The organism is Streptomyces sp. NBC_01537 (assembly GCF_045040445.1).
Lineage (GTDB): Bacteria > Actinomycetota > Actinomycetes > Streptomycetales > Streptomycetaceae > Actinacidiphila.
This window is the reverse complement of the sequence record NZ_CP109392.1, coordinates 9240857-9265279: the sequence shown is the minus strand read 5'-3', so window position 1 is coordinate 9265279 and position 24423 is coordinate 9240857. Positions and strand designations below refer to the sequence as shown.

The window sequence follows — 24423 nt, the reverse complement described above, 5'->3', positions numbered from 1 at the left end:
GAGCGAATCCTTCTCCATCCCCTCAGAAAGCGAGCTATTCCATGTCAACGATGAAGTCCGTTCAGACCGGTGCGCAGGGCACGGTCGACGTGGTGGACATCGAGCGTCCCGTCCCCGGCCCCAAGGACGCGCTTCTTCGCATCCGCGCCTGCGGCATCTGCGGCACCGACACGCACTTCCTCCACCTGGGCGGCATCCCCTTCGGCCCCGGCGGATCCATGATCCCCGTAGCCCTGGGCCACGAACCCGCGGGCGAGATCATCGACATCGGCGCCGACGTCACCGACCTGAAGGTCGGCGACCGCGTCGTCGTCAACCCCCAGGGCGCGCCCTCGGGGATCATCGGCTGCGGCGGCAAGCTGGGCGGCATGAGCGAGTACCTGCTCATCGAGAACGCCGTCGCGGGCAAGAGCGTGGCCGTCTTCCCCGACACCGTGCCCTTCGACGTGGCGGCCCTCAACGAGCCCATGGCCGTCGCGCGCCACTGCGTCAACCGCTCCGGCGCCACCCCCACCGACAAGGTCGTCATCTTCGGCGCCGGACCCATCGGCCTGGGCGCCGCGATCTGGCTCAAGCTGCGCGGCGTGGAGCACGTCGTCGTCGCCGACGTCATCCCCGAACGCCTCCAGACCGCCCTGGCCGTCGGCGCCGACGCCGTCATCGACTCCTCCAAGGAAGACGTCACCGCCCGCCTGACCGAACTCCACGGCCCCGCCGCCAACGCCCTGGGCCAGCCCCGCCCCGGCACCGACATCTACATCGACGCCGCCGGTGCCGCCGCCGTCTTCAACACCGTCCTGGCCTCCGCCAAGTGGCACGCCAAGCTCGTCATGGTCGCCGTCCAGAAGAAGTCCGACGACATCGACCTCGGCTCCATGCTCCGCAGCGAGCTCACCCTCATCGCCTCCCAGGGCTACCCCACCGAGATCTTCGAGGTCACCGCCGAAATCGCCGAACACCAGGAACGCTTCGCCAAGCTCATCAGCCACCGCGTCCCGTTCTCGGAGGTCGACCAGGCCTTCCAGCTCGCCCTGACGCCGGGGGCGGCCGAGAAGGTCGTCGTCACCTTCTGAACCATCTGAACCTTCTGACGCGGTGACATCACAGATCGCCGGACGGGCTGACTTCAGCCCGTCCGGCGATGTGTTCGGTCGCGCTACCTCACCTGGCGGTGAGCTTCCACAGGTGGTCGGCGGTGCCGTTGTCGTCCCACTGGAGGACCTGGGCGCCGGAGGTGGTGCTCATGCCGTTGACGCCGAGCAGGAGACCGCTGTTGTAGTTGGCGATCTTGTAGTAGCCGCTGCCTGCCGGGATGAGCTGCCAGAGGTGGTCGGCGGTGCCGTTGTCGCCCCAGATCAGGGCGGTGCCGCCGTCGCTGGTGCTCATGCCGTTGATGCCGAGCAGCAGGCCGCTCTTCTGGTTGACGATCTTGTAGAGGCCGGAACCCGCGGCCGTCAGGGTCCAGTTCTGGTCGGTGCCGGTGGTCGAGGTGGCCTGGACGACGGAGGTGCCCTGCGCGGTGGCGGCGTTGAGGGTGTCCAGGGCGAGGCCGCTGTTCTTGTTGGTGATCTGGTAGCGCCCGGCCAGCGAGGTGGAGGTGCCGGTGGGGGTGACGACCAGGTGGTAGCCGTCCGAGGCGTTCATCGTGACGGGGACGGTGATGGAGCCGCCGCTGACCGTGTAGTCGGTGTCGGAGATGGTGATCGGCCCGGAGGAGGCCGTGGTGCGGCCGGTGTTGGGGGTGTACTCCAGCTTGACGTGCACGGTGCTGCCGAAGGCCGACAGCGAGGAGAGGCCGTTGACGGTGATGGCGTTGGAGCCGGCGCCGCCGCCGGCGATGACGCTGATCTGGTTGCCCGCGCCGTTGAGCGAGGCGATGCCGTCGATGCCCGTCTGGGCCGGGGGTGTGGTGGTGATCATGTTCCCGGACATGTCGCCGTACCACTTGTACATCCAGTAGGAACCGTTCGGTGACCCGCCGGTGTCGGTCAGGGTGTCGCCGAGGGTGCCGTAGTGGTTCCAGAAGGCGAGTTCGGCGTCACGGACGCCCGCTCGCTCGAACTTGGCGACATAGCCGATGAGAGCGCCCGGTATGCCCATCTCGCTCGGCTCGGCGTACTCCTCGATGGAGATCGGCCGCGGGCTGATGCCCAGACTCGTCTCCAGGGAGCGGTACGCGGCGACATGGGCGGCGATGTCCGAGCTGCCCTGGAGCTCGTGCCAGGCGATGATTTGGGGAACGGTGCCGGCGGCCTTGGCGTCGGTCAGGAACTGGGTCATCCAGCTCAGGTTCCACGCCGAGTAGCTGGGGCCCTGGATGGGCGTGCTGGAGTCCTTGGAGCGCACCTCGTTGTACGTGCGGGTCCAGCCGGCGTCGAAGGCACCGGCGTTGGTGGTGTCCCAGGTCCAGTCGGGTTCGTTCCACAGCTCGTAGGCGCTGATGTTGGTGGCGCCGGAGGACTTCACCGAGGCGACCTGGGTGTCGACTGCCGACAGCCAGTTGCTCCAGCTGACCCACCCGTACGGGAAGGCGGGATACCAGTCGGGCATCCGTACGACGACCTTGGCCCCGGCGTTGGCCGCCTTGGAAGCGACGACCAGGGCGTCACCGGCGGGGCTGGGCTCGCCGTTGGGCAACTGGCTGCCGCCCGGGGCCATCTGGACGAAGGTGTTCGGCTTCAGCGGCTGGACGAGACTGTCGGCCGGGGTGCTCGCGGTCGCCAGACCGTAGAGGCTGCCGGTGGCGACATGGGTGACGGACCGCAGTGTCTGCGCGGCGTTGACTACCAGGGTCGTGGACGAGGTTGGCGCCGCCTGGGCGGGGGCGCCGGTGAGGACGCTCGCCGCGGCGAGGACGGCCGCCAGGACGGCGGCGGTACGGGGAAGGGGTTTCAGGTGGGACTTCATCGGCTCTCCTGAAGGGTGACGTGGAAGGGAGCACCGGCGCGCACGCGCGCGCCGGGGAATGCGGCCCCGCCGCCCTGGGTGGCGGTGCGCGCCCGGCTGTGGAGCCGGTGGGGCTTCTCGCGCAGTTCCCCGCGCCCCTGGCGGGGTCCGGGGCGGAGCCCCGGGGGCGCTCAGTCCTTGACCGCGCCCGCGGTCACACCGGCGGCGACGTAGCGCTGCGCGAGGACGAGAAGGGCCGCCGCGGGCAGGGAGGCGATGACGGCGGTCGCCATGATGGCGTTCCATTCCTGGTTGTTGTTGCCGATGTAGTGGTAGATGCCGAGCGTGATGGGGCGCAGCTCGCCGCCGCCGTCGAGGGTGTTGGCGAAGACGAAGTCGGACCAGGCCCACAGGAAGCTGAAGAGGGAGACGGTGACCGCCGCGTTGCGGCTCACCGGCAGGACGACGGACCAGAAGGTGCGCCAGGTGCCGGCGCCGTCGATGCGGGCGGCGGCGATGAGTTCGCCGGGGATGCCGGACATGAACGCGGTGAAGATCATGACGGCGAAGGGGACGGCGATGGTGGAGTCGGCGATGATCAGGCCCCACCAGGTGTTCAGCAGACCGCCGCCCAGGAAGACGGCGTAGAAGCCCATGGCCATGACGATGCCGGGGATCATCTGGGCGATCAGCAGGGCCATGCTCAGGATGCCGCCGCCGCGGGGGCGGAGCTTCGCCAGGGCGAAGCCGGCCGGGGCGGAGAGCGCGAGGGTGACCGCCACGGTGCCCAGGCCGATCAGCAGACTGGTGGTCAGGTAGGGCAGCTGGTCGTGGAGTACGGCCCGGTAGCCCTCGAAGGTCGGGTGCAGCGGGAGGAGGTCGGGCGGGCTCTTGCGCATGTCCTGCTGCGGGGTGAGGGACACGTTCAGCATCCAGTACACCGGGAACAGCATCAGCGCGGTGAGCAGCAGGGCGATGACAGTGCTGCCGGCGGAACGCCGGGGCCGGTTGTGGCGCGATTTCACAGTTCCTGCCTTCTCTGGACGCGGATGTAGAGCAGTCCGAAGACGAGGGCGATGAGGATGAGGATGTTGCCGACCGCCGCGCCGGGGCCGAACTGCGGCAGCAGGGAGCCGAATCCGAGCCGGTAGGACCAGGTCGCCAGGGTGGACGAGGCGTCGCCCGGGCCGCCCTTGGTCATGATCCAGATCAGGTCGAAGACCTTGAGGGTGTAGATGAGGCCGAGCAGCACGGTGATGGCGGAGACCGGACGCAGGAGGGGGAAGGTGATGCGCCGGAACTGCTGCCATCGGTTCGCGCCGTCCAGCGCGGCGGCCTCGTACAACTCCCCCGGGATGTTCTGCAGGCCGCTGTAGAGGATCACCAGGTTGAACGGGATGCCGATCCAGATGTTGGCGATGATGACGGAGGTCAGCGCCTGGTCCGGTGAGGTGAGCCAGTTGACCGGGCCGACGCCGATCACGTGCAGGAAGTAGTTGATCACCCCGGACTCGCTGTTGAACATCCACGACCACGTCGACGCGGAGACGATCAGCGGCAGCAGCCACGGGATGAGGAACAGCGCCCTGAGGGTGCCCGAGAGCGGGAAGCTGCGGTTGAAGAACACCGCCAGCGCCAGGCCGGCGGTGTACTGGAAGAGGATCGACACCAGGGTGAAGACCATGGTGTTGCGCAGCGCGGGCCCGAAGGCGGGGTCGTTCAGGACCTGCGAGAAGTTGTCCCAGCCGGAGAACGGCGCGTCGTTGTCGACGAACGAGCGCACCGTGTAGTGGCGCAGGCTCAGGTCGAGATTGCGGTAGAGCGGATAGACGTAGAAGGCGCCCAGGTACGCGGTGAGCGGGGCGATGAACGCCCAGGCGGTCAGCTGGCTCCTGCGGCGCTGCCTGCGCCCGGCGTAGGCACTGCCGGACACAGCCTCGGACCGCTGAACTGGGGCGGCGTGGGCAGTGGTCATGCGAAGGGACACTCCTCGGTACGGCGGCGCGCCAGAGGGGCGCGGGGAACTGCGCGGCCGGCCCGCCACCGGCCCGCAGTCGCCCGCGAGACCGCGTCCGACCCCTGCAGGTGGCGTATCGCGCGCTGGCCACGTCCTACTTCGTCGCCGCGGCCTGCGCCGCGGACAGCGCGGACTGCGGGGTCTTCCCGCCGGACAGCGCACCCTGCACCGCGGCCCACAACTGCTGGGAGATGACGGGGTACTTGACGCCCAGCCCGCCGCTGGTCCGGCCGCGCGCCGCCGCCACCGCCGACACCCAGGGCTTCAGCAGCGGGTTCTTCGCGACCTGCTCCGTCTGCACGGCCTCGGTCGGGGCGACGTAGGAGAGCGTGGTGTCGGTGGCCAGCAGGTTCTTGGCGCTGGTCAGGCAGGTGACGATCTTCTTGCTGGCCTCGTAGCGGGAGCTGTCCTTCTGCACGGGCACGGTGACGAACTCGCCGCCGGTGGGCACCGGCGCGGCGCCGCCGTTCTCGGCGGGGATGCTGATGACGCCGTACTTGAAGCCCGCCTTCTGCGCGTTGCCGAGCTGCCAGGTGCCGTTCTCGCCGAAGGCGTACGTGCCGGTGGCGAACTCCTGCCAGCTGGTGGTCTGGGTGTTGGTCAGCACGTCGTTGGGCGCCAGGCCGTCGGCGACCCAGCCCTTCCACAGCGACAGGGCCTTGACGCCCTGGGCGGCGTCGAGCTTGGTGAGGTCGCCGCCGGCGCCCCAGAACCAGGGCAGGAACTGGAAGCTGCCCTCCTCGGTGCCGATGGCGGAGAAGGTGATGCCCTTCTTCCCGGCCGCCTTGACCTTCTTCAGCGCGGCGGTCAGGGAGGCCCAGTCCTTGACGGCGGCGGGGTCGACCCCGGCCGCCTTCAGGAGGTCCGCGTTGTAGTACAGGGCCAGGGTGTTCGCCCCGATCGGTACGCCGTAGGCGGCTCCGTCGACCGTTCCGGCGCCGATGATGTTCTTCTGTATGGAGGTCGTGTCCAGGCCGATGTCACTGGTCTTGTTGAGGATTCCGGCCTCGACCAGCGTCGAGACGACCGGGTTGTCCACCAGCATCACGTCGGGAGCGTTGCCCTGCTGGGCGGCGAGCAGGGCCTTGTTGCCCAGGTCCGTGGTGTCGTAGCCGGTGCGCTTGACGGTGACACCGGCCTGCTTGCCGCACGCGGCGACGGCCTTGCCCCAGTCGGAGGTGGCGTCGAACTGCGGGTACGGGTCCCAGAAGGCGTAGGTGGCGGACGAGCCGGACGAGGTGGTGGAGGAGCCGGAACCACTGCCGCCGCAGGCGGAGACGGAGGCGAGGGCGCCGGCGACGACAGCGGCGGCGAGGACGGTACGACGGGTGTGTCTCACGGGGATGACCTCATTGTCAGGGGGTGGGACGTGCGGGAGGGTCAGGAGGTGGGCAGCCAGACGCGCATGCTGCCGTCCTCCCGGTTGGCCCAGGCGTAGTAGGGGATCGCGGTCAGTTCGAGAGGTTCGGCGGCCTGCGCCGCCTCGGCGCCGGCATCGGCGTCGGCGGATCCGTACGGCCACCAGCCTGCGGCGGGGGCGGGAAGGCGGCGGCGGTGCCCGGCGGCCACGACGGTGGTGACGCCGCCGAGCAGGTCCGGGCGGTGCTTGACGGCGAGCGGGTGGGCGGTGTCGATGACGATGTCGTCCAGTCCCCCGCCGGGCTGGTCCACCTGTTCCAGGCAGTACACGAGCGGGCCGCGCTCGATCGCCACGCAGCCGCGCACGGCGTCCACCCTGGGGTCGGCCGCGGTGAGGCGGGCTTCGAGGCCGAGCTCCAGGACGACCCGGTCGCCCGGCGCCCAGGGGCCCTCCAGGCGCAGCCAGCCGTCGGTGACGGGGGCGTCCGACTCGTCGTACGTACGGGCGCCGCGGCGCACCCGGTAGGAGCCGCACCACTGCGGGATGCGCAGGGACAGGGTCCAGGGCCGGTCCGCCGGGGTCTCCTCGACGGTCAGGGTGACCGTGCCCTGCCAGGGGTAGTCGGTGTCGGCCCGTACGGCGACGGGGGCGCCGTCGAGGTCGCCGCTGTAGCGGCCGGTGACGTACTGGTGGATCTGGATGCCCTCGGTGTCGGTGGAGGACAGGTAGTGCTCCAGGCCGGCCAGCAGCCGCATGACGTTCGGCGGGCAGCAGGCGCAGCGGAACCAGCGGGTGCGGCGGGCGGACTGGTCGCCGCCGGGGTCGGTGTGGCCGTCGCGGACCTGGAGGGGGTTGACGTAGAGCCAGCTCTCGCCGTCCAGGGAGACGCCGGCGAGGAAGCCGTTGAACAGGGTGCGCTCGATCAGGTCGCTGTAGCGGGCCTGCCCGGTGAGCAGGGCGAGGCGCCAGCTCCACTGGATGGAGGCGATGGCGGCGCAGGTCTCGCAGTAGGCGCGTTCGTTGGGCAGTTCGAAGGGGTCGCCGAAGTCCTCCTTGTCGTGGTGGGCGCCCAGCCCGCCGGTGATGTGGGTCTTGGTGGTGGTCATGGCCTGCCACAACCGCTCGGTGGCGGCGCGCAGTTCGGCCTCGCCGGTCTCGGTGGCCAGGTCGGTCGCGCCGGCCAGCAGGTACAACTGGCGCACGGCGTGGCCTTCGACGTTCTCGGCCTCGCGCACCGGCACCCGGTCCTGGCAGTACGCCTCGCCGCCGAGCAGGCCGTGGCCGTAGCGGCCGACGAAGTACCCCGCCAGTTTCAGGTAGCGCTGCTCGCCGGTCTCCCGGTACAGCTCGACCAGGGCGGTCTCGATCTCGGGATGGCCGTCGATGCCGTCGATGGGCCGGCCGCTGCCGGGCGGGCCGAAGACCGTGTCGATGTGGTCGGCGAAGCGGCGGGCGACATCGAGCAGTTCGTCGCGTCCGGTGGCCCGGTGGTGGGCGACGGCCGCCTGGATGAGGTGTCCCGCGCAGTACAGCTCATGGCCCCAGCGCAGGTCCCGGTAGCGCTCGCCGCCCTCGCGGAGCTGGAACCAGGTGTTCAGGTAGCCGTCGCCGCACTGGGCACCGGCGACCAGGGCGATGATCCGCTCCACGTCGGCGGCGAGCCGCGCGGTCCCGGGGCCGCCCTCCCCCGGCGCCCACTGGGCGAGCTGCCAGGAGGCGGCCTCCAGCCACTTGTAGACGTCGGTGTCGACGAACGGGTACGCGCCCTGGAACTCGCCCTCTGCAGTGCCCGCCGCCAGCCGCAGGTTGTGCAGATTCCCCGCGGACTCCAGCAGCCCGGGGCCCTGCGGGATGGAGGTGCTCGCGTTGGCCTCGCGGCGGGCGTACCAGAAGCCGGACTGCACCTCGGCGGTGGCGGGGAGCAGCGCGGCGTGGGCGTCCGGGCCGAGGCGGACCGGGCCCGTGGCGGGCAGGGCGAGGCGTGTGCGGGGCATGGCTCTCCGACTCCCGGAACTCGTTTGAGCAAACGTTTTTCTGCCGGAAAGCTAGAGAGAGCACGCGTTCCGGTCAAGGGGTACGGACAAGTATTTTCTCAAGCGCACCCAGGGCTGGCAGGCGGCGCGGAAGACTGCCAGGATGTACGTCGATGTTCGCCGGTGTTCCGTCGGTATCCGTCGCCACCGTCATTGAGGAAAAGGATTGCTCGTGGCCGATGCTCCACGTTCCCGCTCCACCGACCGGGCGAAGCTCGCCGATGTCGCCGCTCTGGCGCGCGTCAGCGTGGGAACGGCCTCGAAGGCCCTGAACGGCGGCGGCCGGATGCGGCCCGAGACCCGGCAGCGGGTCCTGGCGGCGGTGGAGGCACTGGACTTCCGGCCCAACCAGCACGCACAGAGCCTGCACACCGGCCGCAGCTGGACGGTCGGGCTGATGACCACGGACGGCATCGGCCGCTTCAGCACCCCGGTACTGCTCGGCGCGGAGGATGCCCTCGGGGCCGGGAAGATATCCGTACTGCTCTGCGACACCCGTGGCGACGCCATCCGCGAGCAGCACCACCTGCGCAACCTCATGGACCGGCGGGTGGACGGCATCATCGTCACCGGCCGCCGCACCGACCCCCGGCCCCCGCTGACCGGCATCGCGCCGATCCCCACCGTCTACGCGCTCTCCCCCTCCGCCGACCCCGCCGACACCTCGGTGGTCTCCGACGACCGGGGCGGCGCCCACCTCGCCGTCGAGCACCTGCTGGCGACCGGGCGCACCCAGATCGCACACGTCACCGGTCCCGCACACCACGCCGCGGCCCGTGACCGCGCCCGCCACACGGTCGAGCTGCTGGAGCGCTCCTCACTGGGCCTGGCGACCGGCCGCGTCCACTTCGGCGAGTGGAGCGAGGCCTGGGGACGCCACGCCGCCGAGGCGGTGCTGCGCACCGCGCCCGACACCGACGCCTTCTTCTGCGGCAACGACCAGATCGCCCGGGGTGTGGCGGACACCCTGCGGGAACGAGGCGTGAACGTCCCCGCCCGGATCGCGATCGTCGGCTACGACAACTGGGACACCATGGCCCTGGCCTGCCGGCCGCCCCTCACCACCATCGACCGCGACCTCACCGAGATCGGCCGCATGGCAGCCCTGCGCCTGCTGGACGCCATCAACTCCGACCCGGTGCCCGGCCTGCACACCGTTCCGTGCCGCCTCGTGGTCCGCGAGTCCGCCTGACGCGGTCGGCCAGGCACCGGCCGTCGTTCAGCGGGTGGCCGTCCGACGCGGCCGGATCACCTGGCGCGGTGACCGCGTACGTTCGCCGGGTTGCGCAGCCCGCCGGCTGCGCTTGTCCTCAATCGCCGGACGGGCTGAATTCAGCCCGTCCGGCGATTGAGGACGGAACCGGCCACCGCACGGACCCGGTGAACCGTTCCGGTCGCTGCGGCGGCGAAGGGGCCGTTCGTGATCGCCTGGACAGGGCTACGCGCAGGACGGGCACAGCCCCCGGTAGGTGACCTCGACCTCGGACACGGCGAAGCCGAACCGCTCCTCGGCCGGGAGGTCGGCCAGCGGGTTGCCGTTCGGGTGGACATCGCGGATGGTGCCGCAGTTGGAGCACACCAGGTGCTGGTGCGGGTGGTGGGCGTTGGGGTCGTAGCGCTTGGCGCGGCCGTCGGTGGCGACCTCTATGACCTCGCCGAGGGAGACCAGTTCGCCCAGCGTGTTGTAGACGGTCGCCCGGGAGATCTCGGGCAGCCGCTGGGTCGCACGGGCGTGCACCTCGTCCGCCGTGAGATGCACGTGGTCGCCGTCGAGGACCTCCGCAACGACACGTCGCTGGGAGGTCATCCGCCAGCCACGCCCTCGCAGTCGCTCCAGCAGGTCACTCATATCGGTTCACCTATTCAGGTTCGGTGGGAAACCCGGAGTTTACCAGTGGAGGTCCGGGTTCCGACTGGATATGGGTTTGGCGTGCTTCTTGACTTAGACTCTGTCCATCGTAGGATCAGTTCCGGCGATAGCCAAGGGACAGGATGACTCCAGTAGGGCAGGAGACACAGACGTGACGGGACCACCGCCGGCGAGCCGCGCGGTGCCGGACTGCGGGTGAGCCGTGCGTGAGAGCCTCCACACGCTCACCGCCACCACCACGTCGTGTGCCGGTCGTACCGTGTCATCACCAGAGTCGACTGTGCCCAGACCGTTCCACCGCCCTCAGTGCCTGAGCACCGTGATCCGTTTAGTCCGGAAGGATTCCCATGTCCGAGAACAACGACGCAATCGTCACCGACGCGAAGACGGAGGGTGGAGGTGGCTGCCCGGTCGTGCACGGGCGTGCCCCGCACCCGACGCAGGGCGGCGGAAACCGCCAGTGGTGGCCGGAGCGGCTCAACCTGAAGATCCTCGCCAAGAACCCCGCGGTGGCCAACCCGCTCGGTGAGGAGTTCGACTACGCCGAGGCGTTCAAGACCCTCGACCTCCCGGCCGTGAAGCAGGACATCGCCGAGGTCCTCACGGACTCCAAGGACTGGTGGCCGGCCGACTTCGGCCACTACGGCCCGTTCATGATCCGTATGGCGTGGCACAGCGCCGGCACCTACCGGATCAGCGACGGCCGCGGCGGCGGCGGGGCCGGCCAGCAGCGCTTCGCCCCCCTCAACAGCTGGCCGGACAACGGCAACCTCGACAAGGCCCGCCGTCTGCTGTGGCCGGTCAAGAAGAAGTACGGCCAGAGCCTGTCGTGGGCCGACCTCATGATCCTCGCGGGCAACGTCGCGCTGGAGTCCATGGGCTTCGAGACCTTCGGCTTCGGCGGCGGCCGCGCGGACGTCTGGGAGCCCGACGAGGACGTCTACTGGGGTCCCGAGAAGGTCTGGCTCGACGACGAGCGCTACACCGGTGACCGCGAGCTGGAGAACCCCCTCGGCGCGGTCCAGATGGGCCTCATCTACGTCAACCCGGAGGGCCCCAACGGCAACCCGGACCCGCTCGCCGCGGCCCGCGACATCCGTGAGACGTTCCGCCGCATGGCGATGAACGACGAGGAGACGGTCGCCCTCATCGCGGGTGGTCACACCTTCGGCAAGACCCACGGCGCGGGCCCGGCGGAGAGCGTCGGCGTCGAGCCCGAGGGCGCCCCGATCGAGGCGCAGGGCTTCGGCTGGAAGAGCACCTACGGCACCGGCAAGGGCGGCGACGCGATCACCAGTGGCCTTGAGGTCACCTGGACCCAGACGCCGACCCAGTGGAGCAACAACTTCTTCCAGAACCTCTTCGGCTACGAGTGGGAGCTCACGCAGAGCCCCGCCGGCGCCAACCAGTGGGTGGCGAAGGACGGCGCAGGCGCGGGCACCATCCCCGACGCCCACGACGCGTCGAAGAGCAAGGCCCCGACGATGCTCACGACCGACCTCTCGCTCCGGTTCGACCCGGCGTACGAGCAGATCTCGCGTCGCTTCCTGGAGAACCCGGACCAGTTCGCGGACGCCTTCGCCCGCGCCTGGTTCAAGCTGACCCACCGCGACCTGGGCCCGGTCGTGCGCTACCTCGGCCCTGAGGTCCCCAGCGAGACGCTGCTGTGGCAGGACCCGCTGCCCGCGGTGACGCACGAGCCCATCGGCGCCGAGGACATCGCCGCCCTCAAGGGCCAGATCCTCGCCTCGGGCCTGTCGGTGTCCGAGCTGGTGTCCACCACGTGGGCGGCGACCTCGTCCTTCCGCGGCAGCGACAAGCGCGGCGGCGCCAACGGTGCACGCATCCGCCTGCAGCCGCAGAGCGGCTGGGAGGTCAACGAGCCCGACCAACTGGCGACGGTGCTGCGCACCCTGGAGGGCATCCAGGAGTCCTTCAACTCCGGCGGCAAGCAGGTCACGCTGGCCGACCTGATCGTGCTCGCCGGCGCCGCGGGCGTCGAGAAGGCCGCCAAGGACGCCGGTTTCGACGTCGAGGTTGCCTTCACCCCGGGCCGCGTGGACGCCTCGCAGGACCAGACCGACGTGGAGTCCTTCGCCGCGCTCGAGCCGGCCGCCGACGGGTTCCGCAACTACCTCGGCAAGGGCAACCGCCTTCCGGCCGAGTACCTGCTGATCGACAAGGCCAACCTGCTCAACCTGAGCGCCCCCGAGCTGACGGTCCTCGTCGGCGGCCTGCGCGTCCTGGGCGCGAACCACGGGGACACCAAGCACGGCGTCCTCACCACGACCCCCGGGTCCCTGACCAACGACTTCTTCGTCAACCTGCTCGACCTGGGCACGACGTGGACGCCGACGTCCGAGGACCAGAACACCTTCGAGGGTCGCGACGACGCCACGGGCGAGGTGAAGTGGACCGGCACCCGTGCCGACCTCGTCTTCGGCTCGAACTCCGAGCTGCGCGCGGTCGCGGAGGTCTACGCGAGCGATGACGCGAAGGAGAAGTTCGTGAACGACTTCGTCGCGGCGTGGGTCAAGGTCTCGAACCTCGACCGGTTCGACCTCGTCTGACCGTCACGAGGACGTCCAGGCCCGGCCCGCAGCGGCCGGCCTGGACGTCCTCGTTTTTGAGCACCTCGTAAACGGGGGCCGCCCGTCCGCGCGTACGCCCGCTCGCCTAACCTGATCAGCATGCGGAAGACGGTGTGGCAGGCGGCGCGGGCCACGTTCCAGCTGGCCAAGGCCGCGGTGCTGGCCTTCGGCTCGATCATATTCATCACCGTGCTGCTGATCACGGCCACCGCCACGCTCGCGGTGGTCGGTGCCGGGCTGCTGCCCGAGACGGTGCTGCTGATACGGCGGATCGCCGGGGCCAAGCGGCGCCAGGTGGCCGGATGGACGGGCCGGGAGATCCCGGAGGCGTACCAGACCATCACGGGCCCGCTCCGCGAGCGGCTGCGCACGGCGACCCGCGACCCCGGCACGCACGCCGACCTGCTCTGGATGGTCGCCTACTACGGCTACGGCTTCCTCCCGTGCCTGATGCTGCCGCTGTGGCCGCTGGGCCTGCTCGTGGACGGCGTGTGGAGCGGCCTGCTGGGCCGCGAGGCGGTCATCCTCCCGCTGATCAGCCGGCTCGCGGACCTCGACGCCGCCTGGTCGCAGTCGCTGCTCAAGCCCTCGCCCAAGGCGCAGCTCGCCGTGCGCGTCGAGGAGCTGACGCAGACCCGGGCGGGCGCGGTGGCCGCCCACGGGGCGGAGCTGCGCCGGATCGAGCGGGACCTGCACGACGGCACGCAGGCGCGGCTGGTGTCGCTGTCGATGCGGATCGGCCTGGCGAAGCGCGAGTACGACCGCGACCCGGAGGCCGCGCGCAGGCTGCTCGAGGACGCGCAGGACCAGGCCGAGGAGGCGCTGACCGAACTGCGGCACGTCGTACGCGGCATCCACCCGCCGATCCTGACCGACCGCGGTCTCGCCGGGGCGGTACGCGCACTGGCCGCGAGCAGTGGGCTCGATGTGACGGTGGCCGTGGACGGCCTGGAGGACGGTGCCGGGGAGGGCGGCCCGAGGGCCCCGGCCGCGGTGGAGGCGGCCGCGTACTTCGTGGTGGCCGAGGCGTTGACGAACGCGGCCAAGCACAGCGGCTCCGAGCGGGCCGAGGTGCGGCTCGCGCGGGCGCCCACCGGGCTGCGGGTGCGGGTGCGCGACGAGGGCCGGGGCGGCGCCGACGAGTCGGGCGGCTCGGGGCTGCTCGGCATGCGCCGCCGGGTGGCGGCGCTCGACGGAACCGTCGGTGTGACCAGCCCCGTCGGGGGCCCGACCGTGATCGAAGTGGAGCTGCCGTGCGTGTGGTGATCGCCGAGGACAACGCCCTGCTGCGGCAGGGGCTCGTCCTGCTGCTCACCTCTTCCGGGCACGAGGTCGTGGCCGTCGCGAGCACCGGGCCCGAGGTACTGCCCGCGCTGCTCGCGCACCGCCCGGACGCCGCCGTCCTCGACGTCCGGATGCCGCCCGGCTTCCGCGACGAGGGCCTGCGGGCCGCCCTCGCGGCGCGCAAGGAGATCCCCGGGCTGCCGGTGCTCGTGCTCTCGCAGTACGTCGAGGAGTCCTACGCCGCCGAGCTCCTGGGCGGGGGTGCGAGCGGCGTCGGCTATCTGCTCAAGGACCGGGTTGGCCGGGTGGACGAGTTCCTGGACGCCCTGGACCGGGTCGCGGCCGGCGGCACGGCGCTCGACCCCGAAGTGGTGACCGAACTCCTCACCCGCCGCCGCAACTCACCGCTGGACCTGCTGACCCCGCGCGAGCGCGAGGTCCTCAAGCTGATGGCCGAGGGGCACGACAACACCACCATCGCCAAGGCCCTGGTCGTCACCGAGCGCTCGGTCAGCAAACACATCGGCAACGTGTTCCTGAAGCTGTCGCTGCCGCCGAGCGACAGCGGACACCGCAGGGTGCTGGCGGTGCTGGCGTACCTGAACAACTCGGACAGTTCCTAGGGCCTGTCCGGCCCGTGGCGTCAGCCTCCGCTGACCCGCCGGGGCTGCGGCCGCTCGACCTCGGGGAGCGCGTCGATGACGCTGCGCAGGTGACGTCTCATCGCGGCCTCGGCGGACTCGGGATCCGCGTCGCAGAGCGCTTCGATGATGTCCAGGTGCTGGGGCAGCGAGACATGGGGCCGGCCGGGGTGCATGGCCAGCCTGAACTGGTGCCTGACATTCTGCCCGCGCAGGCGTTCGAGCACGTCGCAGGCTGTGCGCTGCCCGCTGACGGCCAGGATCAGGGCGTGGAGCTGCCGGTTGAGATCGGAGTACCCGAGCACGTCCCCGGTGGCCACCGCGTCCTGCATCTTCCGCCCTATCTCCCGCAGCGCCCGGCGGTCGTCCTCGGTGGCCCGCTCGGCCGCCTTCGCCGCGCACAGGCCTTCCAGGGACATGCGGACCTCGGTGATCTCGATGGCCTCCTCGAGCGACACCGCCCGGACCCGGGCACCGCGGTTCTGGATCCGCTCGACCAGACCCTCGCCGGCCAGCTGCACCAGCACGTTCCTGACGGCGGCCCGGCTGGCGCCGAACTGCTCGGACAGTTCCGCTTCGACGAGCCGCTGATTGGGCCCGAAGTCCCCGCTCGTGATGGCATCACGGATCGCGTCGACGAGCGGTACCGGTCCGACGGTTTGCGCCGCCTGTTGAGCCGCGTCCCTGCTTGCTGCCATCCCTGCTCACACCCCACGCGCATTGGCGACAATATTGTTTCGCTCATGGTAGCGGTCCGGGATGGCCGTCGATGCGCGGCGGGGTGGATCCGGCGCCCAGGAAGCACCGCCACACATGGCGGCAACATAGCTGACAAAATTGTTGACATTCCTGTTCTGCTGGATTTAACGTCGAAGGCACGATCGAAGCGATCCGGGCACGGGTCCCCGGCCCGGCAAGGAGATTTCAGCAATGACGCAAGGCAACGCGCCCGAACCCGCACGTTCGACGCTGGTCGTCACCGCGCACGCCGGAGACTTCGTGTGGCGGGCCGGCGGAGCCATCGCCCTGGCCGCCTCGCGCGGCGAGAAGGTCACCATCGCCTGCCTGACCTTCGGTGAGCGCGGCGAGTCCGCCAAGGCCTGGCGCGAGGGCAGAAAGCTGGACGAGATCAAGGCGATCCGCCGTGAGGAGGCCGAGAAGGCCGCCGCCACCCTGGGCGCCGAGGTCCGCTTCTTCGATGCCGGTGACTACCCGCTGCTCGCCACTCCCGAGCTGACCGACAAGCTCGTCGAGGTCTACCGCGCCACCCAGCCCGATGTCGTGCTCACCCACCCGGTCGAGGACCCGTACAACGGTGACCACCCGGCCGCCAACCGGATGGCGCTGGAGGCCCGCGTGCTCGCGCAGGCCATCGGCTACCCCGGCCCGGGCGAGATCATCGGCGCCCCGCCGGTCTTCTACTTCGAGCCGCACCAGCCCGAGATGAGCGGCTTCAGGCCCGAGGTCCTCCTGGACATCACCGAGGTATGGGAGACCAAGCGCAAGGCCATGGAGTGCCTGGGCGCCCAGCAGCACCTGTGGGACTACTACACCGACCTCGCCGTCCGCCGCGGGGTCCAGCTCAAGCGGAACGCCGGCCCGAACCTGGGCCTGGCGCACAAGACCATGGCCGAGGCCTTCATGCGGCCCTACCCGCAGATCGCGAAGGAGCTGGCATGAGCGGCGTGATCGTCACCAACCCGCCGAAGGCGGACGCGAAGGACGTCGAGGCCCTGGCGGGCTTCGGCGTGGCCACCATCAGCGAGGCGCTCGGCCGCACCGGCCTGCTCGGCCCGGAGCTCCGCCCGGTCCAGCAGGGCGTACGGGTCGCGGGCACCGCCGTCACGGTGCTCAGCTGGCCCGGCGACAACCTCATGATCCACGCGGCCGTGGAGCAGTGCGGCGAGGGCGACATCCTGGTCGTCACCACCACCTCCCCGTCCACCGACGGCATGTTCGGCGAGCTGTTCGCCACCGCGCTGCAAAGGCGCGGGGTGCGCGGCGTGGTGACCAACGCGGGCATCCGCGACACCCAGGAGCTGCGCGAGATGGGCTTCGCCGCGTGGTCCAGGGCCGTCTCCTCGCAGGGCACCGTGAAGGCCACGGGCGGCTCGGTCAACGTACCGATCGCCATCGACGGCCAGGTGATCCGGCCGGGCGACGTGATCGTCGCCGACGACGACGGTGTGGTGGTCGTGCCCCGTGAGCGCGCCCGCGAGGCCGCCGAGAAGTCCGAGGCCCGCGAGGCCAAGGAGGCGCAGACCCGCGCCGCCTTCATCGAGGGCCAGCTGGGCCTGGACCGCTACGGCCTGCGCGACACCCTCAAGCGGCTCGGCGTGGAGTACCGGACGTACGAGGAGTACAGCGGCGAGGGAGCACAGTCGTGACCGGGCCCGCGGAGGTGCCCTGTCTGCTGATGCGCGGGGGCACCTCCAAGGGCGCCTACTTCCTCGCCGAGGACCTCCCGGCGGATCCCGCGGCCCGGGACGACCTGCTGCTGCGGATCATGGGCAGTCCCGACCCGCGCCAGATCGACGGCCTGGGCGGGGCGCACCCGCTCACCAGCAAGGTGGCCGTGGTCTCGCCCTCGTCCGGCCCCGGGTGGGACGTCGACTACCTCTTCCTCCAGGTCGGCGTCGACAAGCCCGAGGTGACGGACCGCCAGAACTGCGGCAACCTCCTGGCCGGCATCGGTCCCTTCGCCGTCGAGCGCGGTCTGGTCCCGGCTCAGGACGGGCAGACTCGCGTCCGCATCCGGATGGTCAACACCGGGGACTTCGCGACCGCGACCTTCCCCACGCCGGGCGGCCGGGTGGACTACACCGGGGACGCCGAGATCTCGGGTGTCCCCGGCACGGCCGCCCCCGTGGTGATCGAGTTCCCGCCGGGCACCGGTCCCCTGCTGCCCACCGGAAACGCCCTCGACGTGATCGCCGGCGCTCCGGTGACCTGCGTGGACAACGGCATGCCGACCGTGCTGATCGCCGCGTCCTCCCTGGGTGTCACCGGCTACGAGGCCCCCGGGGACCTCGAAGCGGATCCGGCCCTCGGCGATCGCCTCCACAAGATCCGGCTGGAGGCCGGAGCACTGATGGGACTGGGCGATGTCAGCGGGACGACGGTACCCAAGCTCACGCTGCTCGCCCCGCCCCGCGCGGGCGGCGCGATCTCCACGCGCACCTTCATCCCGGTGCGCGTCCACACCTCCATCGGCGTGCTCGGCGCGGCCAGTGTCGCCGCCGGGCTGCGGATCCAGGGCGGCGTCGGCGCGGAGCTCGCGGTGCTGCCCACCGGGAACGACCGGATTCGCATAGAACACCCCACCGGATTCCTGGACATCGAGAGCAGTATCCGAACCGCCCCGGGAGGCGAGCCCTCCGCCGCACGTACCGCCGTGGTCCGCACGGCCCGCAAGATCTTCGACGGCCGGGTGTTCCCCAGGGCCGCCGCCACCGCACCGATCCCCCCACAGCCCTACCAGGGAGACGTTGATGACTCCGCCTCTGGGTGACATCGCCCATGTCGGTCACGCCGAACTGCTCACCCCGGACCTGGACGGCAGCGTCCGGTTCTTCACCGAATACCTCGGCCTCACCGTCAATGGACGGTCCGACGGCGGCTCGGTCTACCTGCGCACCTTCGACGACTACGAGCACCACAGCCTGGTGCTGACGGCCGCCGAGCAACCGGGCCTGCGCCGCACCGCCCTGCGCACCTCCAGCGAGGAGGCCCTGCAGCGCCGGGTCATGGAGCTGGAGTCGGCCGGCCACCCCGGGCACTGGGCGGAGGACGAGCCCGGCATCGGCAAGCTCTACATCACCTCCGACCCCGACGGCCACGAGATCGCCCTGTACTGGGAGACCGAGTGGTACCAGGCACCGCCGGAGCTCAGGCCCGCGCTGAAGAACCAGCCGCAGGCCAAGCCCGGCCACGGCGTCGGCGTCCGGCGCCTTGACCACATCAACTACCTGGCCGCCGATGTCGCGGCCAACGCCGACTTCCACCAGTACGTGCTGGGCGCCCGCCCCACCGAGCAGATCCAGCTCGACAGCGGCAGGATCGGCGCCAAGTGGCTGACCTTCAACAACAAGTCGTACGACGTGGTCTACACGTCCGACTGGACCGGCTCGCAGGGCCGCCTGCACCACATCGCCTTCGCGACCGACACCCGCGAGGACATCCTGCGCGCCGCCGACCTCGCCATCGACACCGGTGTGTTCATCGAGACCGGCCCGCACAAGCACGCCATCCAGCAGACGTTCTTCCTGTACGTCTACGAGCCCGGCGGCAACCGCATCGAGCTGTGCAACCCGCTCACCCGTCTGGTGCTGGCCCCCGACTGGCCGCTGGTCACCTGGACCGAGGCCGAGCGCGCCAAGGGCCAGGCGTGGGGTCTGAAGACCATCGAGTCCTTCCACACCCATGGCACGCCGCCCGTCGGCTGACTTCCGGCTGGTAACCGGATTGTTTCTTAGATTGTTGACAAAAGCGTTGACATTCATCGTGGGCGTTTCTAGCGTCTAGCCCACATCCGGGTCGGCTCGAACCGCACCGACCCGTCTCACCACCCAGACTCCGGGGTGCCCTCCCGGACGAGAGGAAACAACGATGTCCTCCTCTGCCGCCCTGTCGCCCCGCGGCGCCAGACTCGCGACCCTGGTCGTCGGCCTGTGCTGGCTGGTCGTCCTGTTCGACGGCCTCGACATGTTCATCTACGGCTCCGTGCTGCCGCACATGCTGGAGACCAAGGCCCTCGGCATCACTCCCGCCAAGGCCGGAGACGTCGGCTCCTACGCCACCTTCGGCATGCTGATCGGCGCGCTGTCCTCCGGCACCGTCAGCGACTGGGTCGGCCGCAAGAAGACCATCGTCGTCTCCACCGCCGTCTTCTCCCTGGCCTCCGCCGTCTGCGCCTCGGCCTCCAGCCTCGCTGTCTTCAGCCTCGGCCGCTTCCTGGCCGGTCTCGGCCTCGGCGGCCTGCTCCCGAGCGCGATCACCATGGTCACCGACTACGCCCCGCGCGGCCGCCGCGCCCTGATCGTCGGCTCCCTGATGACCGCCCACCAGGCCGGCGGTATCGTCGCCGGCTTCGTGGCGCTGTGGACCGGCGACTGGCGCGTCTCCTTCTGGATCTGCGTGATCCCGCTCTTCATCGGCGTCCCGCTGGCCATCAGGTTCCTGCCCGAGTCGATCACCTTCCTGCAGGCCAAGGGCCGGACCGCCGAGGCGCGCGCACTCGCCGACCGCTACGACGTCGCACTGCCCGCCCCGAAGGAAGCGCGCCCCGCCGGCGCCGACCGCTGGAGCGCGGTCGCCGCCCTGTTCCGCGGCGGCCTGTGGGTCCAGACCCTGCTCTTCTGGCTGGCGTCCTTCGGCGGCCTGCTGCTGGTCTACGGCGTCTCCCAGTGGCTGCCCTCGCTGATGAAGGCCAACGGCTACGACCTGGGGTCCTCGATCGGCTTCATCATCGTCATCAACCTCGGCGGCATCGTCGGCATGCTGGTCGGCGGCAGGCTCACCGACATGTTCGGCGGCTCCCGCATCTCCACGATCTGGTTCGCCATCACCGCCGTCGGGATCTACACACTCAGCGTCCACATGCCGCTGGCCCTCACCTACACCGTGGTCTTCCTCACCGGCATGTTCCTCTTCAGCGGCCAGGCGATGATCTACGCCAACGTGGCCGGCCGCTCCAGCGACGAGAACCGCGGCACCGCGGTCGGCTGGGTCTCCGGCATGGGCCGCTTCGGCGCCGTCTTCGGCCCGTGGCTCGGCGGCCAGCTCCTCGCCACCGGCTCCACCACCGCGGGCTTCACCGCCTTCGCGATCGCCGCGGTGTTCGCCGCTGTCATGATCAGCCTCACCGGGCTGCGCGCCGTGCGTCAGGAGCCGGCCGAGGTCGGCGAGCTGACCGCCGTCGGCTGACCGGGTTAGGCCGAACAGGCCTACAGCCCGTCCGGCGATCAATGACAAGCGTGTCCCGCCACCGTCACCGCGGTCCCCCGCGGCGGCGGTGGCGGTGGCATGTCCGGGGACGGCCGGGCGTCGCGCTGCCGGCCAGCCTCTATGGTTGAGCGGTCACGCGGGTAGCGGGTGCGCTGTACTGCGTTCTCAGTAGACAGGATTGTCAGCAGACGCACGACGACATGGCAGGCCTGGACCAGGGAGCCTGGGAAACCGGCCCAGACAGGAACCCCCGCGATGATCAGCAAGTGGCAGCGATACATACGAGAGGGCCCCGCCAGCAACACGGCGGTGGCACTGCTCCTGTTCGCCGCGTCCGTGCCGGCCAGCCTCGCCACCACTCGGAGCGCCCCCACCCCGACCGCGTGGTGGCCCGTCGTGGTGGTGGGCCAGGCCGTCGCCTGCGCCGCTCTGCTGTGGCACCGCAGCCGCCCCCGCACCGCCGTCGCAGTGGCCACCGCCTCCGCCGTGACCGTGACCGCGCTGGGCTACCCGCCCACCGTGCTGATCCTGGCGCCGCTCATGGCCGCGCTGTACGCGCTCGCCGTCCGGGCCGACCGGGCCACCACCCGCGCCTACGCCGTGGTGACCGTCGTCCTGCTCGTGGGTACGGCGCTGATCGCCGGACCCGACGACCAGCCGCTGGGCCTCGAAACGATCGGCCCCGCCGCCTGGCTGCTGCTGGCCGCGGCCTTCGGCACGTCCGTCCAGCTGCGGCGCGCCTATCTGGCGGCCGTGCAGGCCCGCGCCGAGCACGCCGAGCGCACCCGCGAGGAGGAAGCACGCCACCGGGTCGCCGAGGAGCGCATGCGCATCGCCCGCGAGCTGCACGACGTCGTCGCCCACCACCTCGCACTGGCCAACGCCCAGGCGGGCACCGCCGCGCACCTGGTACGCAACCGTCCCGACCAGGCCCAGCAGATCCTCGCCGACCTCATCGGCACGACCTCGTCGGCGCTGCGCGAACTGAAGGGCACCGTCGGCCTCCTGCGCCAGGCGGGCGACCCGGACGCCCCCCTGGAACCGACCCCCGGGCTCGACCGGCTTCCCGAACTGACCGACGCGCTGGCGACTGCCGGGCTCAAGGTCAACGTCACCACCGAAGGCGAGCCGCGGCCGCTGTCCCCGGGCGTCGATCTCACCGCGTACCGCATCGTGCAGGAAGCGCTCACCAACGTCACCAAGCACACCGCCACGCGAGCGGCCGAGGTACGGCTCTCGTACTCCTACGACCTCCTGACCATCGCCGTCACCGACGACGGAGGCGGCACCGCCCCCTCCCCCGCCACCACGGCCCCGGGCAGCGGATACGGCCTGATGGGCATGCGCGAACGCGCCCACTCGGTCGGCGGACAGCTGTCGGCGGGCCGGCGTCCCGGTGGCGGTTTCGAGGTCACCACCGAACTGCCGCTGCACCCCCAGAACCCGGAGGAAGACCGAACCACATGACCATCCGCGTACTGCTGGCCGACGACCAGGCCCTCCTGCGGGCCACCTTCCGGATCCTCATCGACTCCTGCGACGACATGGAAGTGGTCGCCGAAGCCGCCGACGGCGAGGAGGCGGCCGAGCTCACCCGCACCCACCACCCCGATGTCGTCGTCATGGACATCCGGATGCCCGGCACCGACGGCCTGACCGCCACCGCCACCATCTGCGGCGACCCCGGCCTGTCCGCCACGCGTGTCCTCATCCTCACCACCTTCGAGATCGACGAGTACGTCGCCCGCGCGCTGCGCGCCGGTGCCAGCGGCTTCCTCGGCAAGGACGTCACCACCGACGAACTCCTCACGGGCATCCGCACCGTGGCCTCCGGTGACGCCCTCCTCTCCCCCCTGGCCACCCGCGCCCTCATCACCCGCTTCCTCACCGCCCCCGAACCCGGCGACCCCCTCGCGCCCCCCGAGCGCCTCGCCGCCCTCACCGCCCGCGAGCGAGAGGTCACCGCCCTGGCCGCCGAGGGCAAGTCCAACACCGAGATCGCCGAGAAACTCGTCGTCAGCCCCCTGACCGTACGCACCCACGTCCACCGGGCCATGACCAAGCTCGACGCCCGCGACCGCGCCCAACTGGTCGTCATCGCCTACCAGTCCGGCCTGGTACGGCCCGTCCCGCCGCCGAACTGAGTCAGTCAGGCAGCCCTGCGGACACCGTGAGCAGCGCGTCGGCCATGGCCTCGTGCACGCCTTCGGACGCGTCCTGCGCGCGGCCGTGCCGGGCGTAGTGCTCGATGGCCACGCGCAGGGCGACGTTGATCATCGCGGCCCGCACCTTGACCTGCAGGTCGTCGGCGGAACCGCCGGACCGCTCGGCGACCAGCTGGGCGAACACGGGCTCGGCCGCTTCGTGTGCCTGGAGCCACACGGCCCGCAGGCCCGGCTCGTGCTCGGTGAGGCGGACGAGGGCCATCATCGTCGGCACGTCGATCGCGGCCTCTTCGCTCAGGATGTCGTCGCGCCGCAGCCCGCGTACGACATCCGCCAGGCCGAGCTCCGCCGACCAGGCGCGCAGGCAGCGCGCGGTCATCTCCGCACCGGCGGTCAGCAGCGGCAGGACGCAGCTCTCCTTGCTGGGGAAGTAGCGCCACAGCGTGCGGACCGAGACCCCGGCCGCCTCGGCGATCTCCTCGGCGGAGGTCGCGGCGACGCCCTGGGCTGTGAAGAGGCGGACCGCCTCGCGGGCGATCTCCAGGCGGGTGGCGGCCTTGCGCCTCTCGGTGAGCGGCGGGCGTCCGGTTCTGCGCCCGCCACGGACCGCGGCCACAGGTTCGTGTGACACATCTTCCCCCTACGTCTTGCTCGGTCCGTCGTATCGTACGAGCCTATGCGTTTTTGGCATCATGCGACTTGTTGGCACTTCACGCCACAAAGTCGTAGGGTCGCCGCAGTACCGCACCGTGCACCACGGCACCAAGGACACCTGGAGCAGTCATGAGCATCACCGGCCTGGAGAACAGCAGCGTCGTCGTCACCGGCGGGGGCTCCGGCATCGGGCGGGCCGCCGCCCTGCGCTTCGCCGGCGAGGGGGCCAAGGTCGTGATCGCCGACCTCAACGCCGACGGGGCCAAGGCCGTGGCGGAGGAGATCCGGGCGGCGGGCGGGACCGCCGTGACCGTGGTCGGCGACCTGAGCGAGCAGGCCGTGGTGGAGGAGGTCGTCGCCACCGCCGTCGAGTCCTTCGGCGGGCTGGACGTCCTGGTCAACAACGCCGGGATCATGGACCGGATGTCCGCCACCGCGGATGTCACCGACGCCGAGTGGGAGCGGCTCATCCGCGTCAACCTCACCGCGCCGTTCCTGCTGACCCGCGCGGCCCTCCCCCACATGCTGGCGAAGGGCAAGGGCGCGATCGTCAACACCGCCTCCGAGGCCGGCCTGCGCGGCAGCGCCGCCGGCGCCGCGTACACCGCCGCGAAGCACGGCGTCGTCGGCCTGACCCGCTCCACCGCGGTCATGTACAGGGCCCAGGGCATCCGCACCAACGCGATCGCCCCGGGCGGCACCCAGACCGGCATCGTCGTCGACGTGGACCCGACCGCTCACGGTGCGGCCGTCCTCCGCACGTACATGGGCGCGATCGGCCGGCTGGCGGAGGCGGACGAGCAGGCCGCGGCCATCGTCTTCCTGGCCTCCGACGCGGCGAGCAACATCAACGGCGTCGTCCTGCCGGTGGACAACGGGTGGTCCGCGGTCTGACGGTCCGGGATTGCTTGGTGAACGTGTATTCACCTAATGTGGTGAATACACGTTCACCTCATCTCGCGATCCCCGGAGCAGC

At 70.8% G+C, this 24423-nt stretch carries 21 protein-coding genes; 13 read left to right on the top strand and 8 right to left on the bottom strand.

Annotation, left to right across the window (positions count from 1 at the left end):
• Window positions 1–41: 41 nt before the first annotated feature.
• Window positions 42–1073, top strand: a complete 1032-nt coding sequence (locus tag OG607_RS42420) for a zinc-binding dehydrogenase (protein ID WP_405735269.1) — start codon at window positions 42–44, stop codon at window positions 1071–1073.
• An 88-nt stretch (window positions 1074–1161) separates the two neighbouring features.
• Here OG607_RS42420 and OG607_RS42415 read toward each other — a convergent pair whose 3' ends face one another.
• The 5 genes from OG607_RS42415 to OG607_RS42395 form a co-directional block, all read right to left on the bottom strand.
• Entirely contained in the window at window positions 1162–2907 is a 1746-nt protein-coding gene (locus OG607_RS42415) for an RICIN domain-containing protein (protein WP_405735266.1), read from the bottom strand.
• A 170-nt stretch (window positions 2908–3077) separates the two neighbouring features.
• Window positions 3078–3839 carry a carbohydrate ABC transporter permease gene (locus OG607_RS42410; RefSeq protein ID WP_405737442.1) on the bottom strand — a complete coding sequence of 254 codons (762 nt, stop codon included), beginning with the start codon at window positions 3837–3839 and terminating at the stop codon, window positions 3078–3080.
• Window positions 3840–3907: 68 nt separating this feature from the next.
• On the bottom strand, window positions 3908–4861 hold the full coding sequence (locus tag OG607_RS42405; protein ID WP_405735264.1) for a carbohydrate ABC transporter permease: 954 nt from the start codon (window positions 4859–4861) through the stop codon (window positions 3908–3910).
• Window positions 4862–4997: 136 nt separating this feature from the next.
• Complete coding sequence (locus tag OG607_RS42400; RefSeq protein WP_405735261.1) at window positions 4998–6242, bottom strand: extracellular solute-binding protein; 1245 nt, start codon at window positions 6240–6242, stop codon at window positions 4998–5000.
• A 41-nt stretch (window positions 6243–6283) separates the two neighbouring features.
• Window positions 6284–8257, bottom strand: a complete 1974-nt coding sequence (locus OG607_RS42395; RefSeq protein WP_405735259.1) for a glycoside hydrolase family 127 protein — start codon at window positions 8255–8257, stop codon at window positions 6284–6286.
• 211 nt (window positions 8258–8468) lie between these two features.
• Here OG607_RS42395 and OG607_RS42390 point away from each other — a divergent pair, with 211 nt between their 5' ends.
• Window positions 8469–9488: a LacI family DNA-binding transcriptional regulator gene (locus OG607_RS42390; RefSeq protein WP_405735257.1), complete on the top strand. Its 1020-nt coding sequence runs from the start codon at window positions 8469–8471 to the stop codon at window positions 9486–9488.
• 246 nt (window positions 9489–9734) lie between these two features.
• Here the strand turns inward: OG607_RS42390 and OG607_RS42385 are convergent, their stop codons facing one another.
• Window positions 9735–10145, bottom strand: a complete 411-nt coding sequence (locus OG607_RS42385) for a Fur family transcriptional regulator (protein ID WP_405735255.1) — start codon at window positions 10143–10145, stop codon at window positions 9735–9737.
• A gap of 368 nt (window positions 10146–10513) precedes the next feature.
• On the opposite strand from OG607_RS42385, the gene katG reads away from it, so the two are divergent.
• The 3 genes from katG to OG607_RS42370 all read left to right on the top strand — a co-directional run bounded on the left by katG (window position 10514) and on the right by OG607_RS42370 (window position 14664).
• A complete protein-coding gene (katG, locus tag OG607_RS42380; protein ID WP_405735253.1) occupies window positions 10514–12736 on the top strand; it encodes a catalase/peroxidase HPI in 2223 nt (740 codons plus the stop codon).
• Between the two features lie 120 nt (window positions 12737–12856).
• Window positions 12857–14023 (top strand): histidine kinase, encoded by a 1167-nt coding sequence (locus OG607_RS42375; RefSeq protein WP_405735250.1) that lies wholly within the window; start codon window positions 12857–12859, stop codon window positions 14021–14023.
• Window positions 14011–14664 carry a response regulator gene (locus OG607_RS42370; RefSeq protein ID WP_405735248.1) on the top strand — a complete coding sequence of 218 codons (654 nt, stop codon included), beginning with the start codon at window positions 14011–14013 and terminating at the stop codon, window positions 14662–14664. The genes OG607_RS42375 and OG607_RS42370 overlap by 13 nt, the downstream gene beginning before the upstream one ends.
• Before the next feature lie 20 nt (window positions 14665–14684).
• Here the strand turns inward: OG607_RS42370 and OG607_RS42365 are convergent, their stop codons facing one another.
• Window positions 14685–15380 carry a GntR family transcriptional regulator gene (locus OG607_RS42365; RefSeq protein WP_405735246.1) on the bottom strand — a complete coding sequence of 232 codons (696 nt, stop codon included), beginning with the start codon at window positions 15378–15380 and terminating at the stop codon, window positions 14685–14687.
• 232 nt (window positions 15381–15612) lie between these two features.
• On the opposite strand from OG607_RS42365, the gene OG607_RS42360 reads away from it, so the two are divergent.
• The 7 genes from OG607_RS42360 to OG607_RS42330 all read left to right on the top strand — a co-directional run bounded on the left by OG607_RS42360 (window position 15613) and on the right by OG607_RS42330 (window position 22772).
• On the top strand, window positions 15613–16362 hold the full coding sequence (locus tag OG607_RS42360; RefSeq protein WP_405735244.1) for a PIG-L deacetylase family protein: 750 nt from the start codon (window positions 15613–15615) through the stop codon (window positions 16360–16362).
• A complete protein-coding gene (locus OG607_RS42355; RefSeq protein WP_405735241.1) occupies window positions 16359–17069 on the top strand; it encodes a 4-carboxy-4-hydroxy-2-oxoadipate aldolase/oxaloacetate decarboxylase in 711 nt (236 codons plus the stop codon). The genes OG607_RS42360 and OG607_RS42355 overlap by 4 nt, the downstream gene beginning before the upstream one ends.
• Complete coding sequence (locus OG607_RS42350; RefSeq protein ID WP_405735238.1) at window positions 17066–18193, top strand: 4-oxalomesaconate tautomerase; 1128 nt, start codon at window positions 17066–17068, stop codon at window positions 18191–18193. Before OG607_RS42355 ends, OG607_RS42350 begins: the two co-directional genes overlap by 4 nt.
• Complete coding sequence (locus tag OG607_RS42345; protein WP_405735235.1) at window positions 18174–19127, top strand: catechol 2,3-dioxygenase; 954 nt, start codon at window positions 18174–18176, stop codon at window positions 19125–19127. The genes OG607_RS42350 and OG607_RS42345 overlap by 20 nt, the downstream gene beginning before the upstream one ends.
• Before the next feature lie 163 nt (window positions 19128–19290).
• Window positions 19291–20607, top strand: coding sequence for an MFS transporter (locus OG607_RS42340; RefSeq protein WP_405735232.1), 1317 nt, complete (start codon window positions 19291–19293; stop codon window positions 20605–20607).
• A 276-nt stretch (window positions 20608–20883) separates the two neighbouring features.
• Window positions 20884–22095, top strand: a complete 1212-nt coding sequence (locus tag OG607_RS42335) for a sensor histidine kinase (RefSeq protein WP_405735229.1) — start codon at window positions 20884–20886, stop codon at window positions 22093–22095.
• Window positions 22092–22772, top strand: coding sequence for a response regulator (locus OG607_RS42330; protein ID WP_405735226.1), 681 nt, complete (start codon window positions 22092–22094; stop codon window positions 22770–22772). Before OG607_RS42335 ends, OG607_RS42330 begins: the two co-directional genes overlap by 4 nt.
• Before the next feature lies 1 nt (window position 22773).
• On the opposite strand, the gene OG607_RS42325 is transcribed toward OG607_RS42330, so the two are convergent.
• Window positions 22774–23409: a TetR/AcrR family transcriptional regulator gene (locus OG607_RS42325; RefSeq protein WP_405737440.1), complete on the bottom strand. Its 636-nt coding sequence runs from the start codon at window positions 23407–23409 to the stop codon at window positions 22774–22776.
• A 167-nt stretch (window positions 23410–23576) separates the two neighbouring features.
• On the opposite strand from OG607_RS42325, the gene OG607_RS42320 reads away from it, so the two are divergent.
• Window positions 23577–24341 carry an SDR family NAD(P)-dependent oxidoreductase gene (locus OG607_RS42320; protein WP_405735225.1) on the top strand — a complete coding sequence of 255 codons (765 nt, stop codon included), beginning with the start codon at window positions 23577–23579 and terminating at the stop codon, window positions 24339–24341.
• The last annotated feature ends 82 nt before the right edge of the window (window positions 24342–24423 follow it).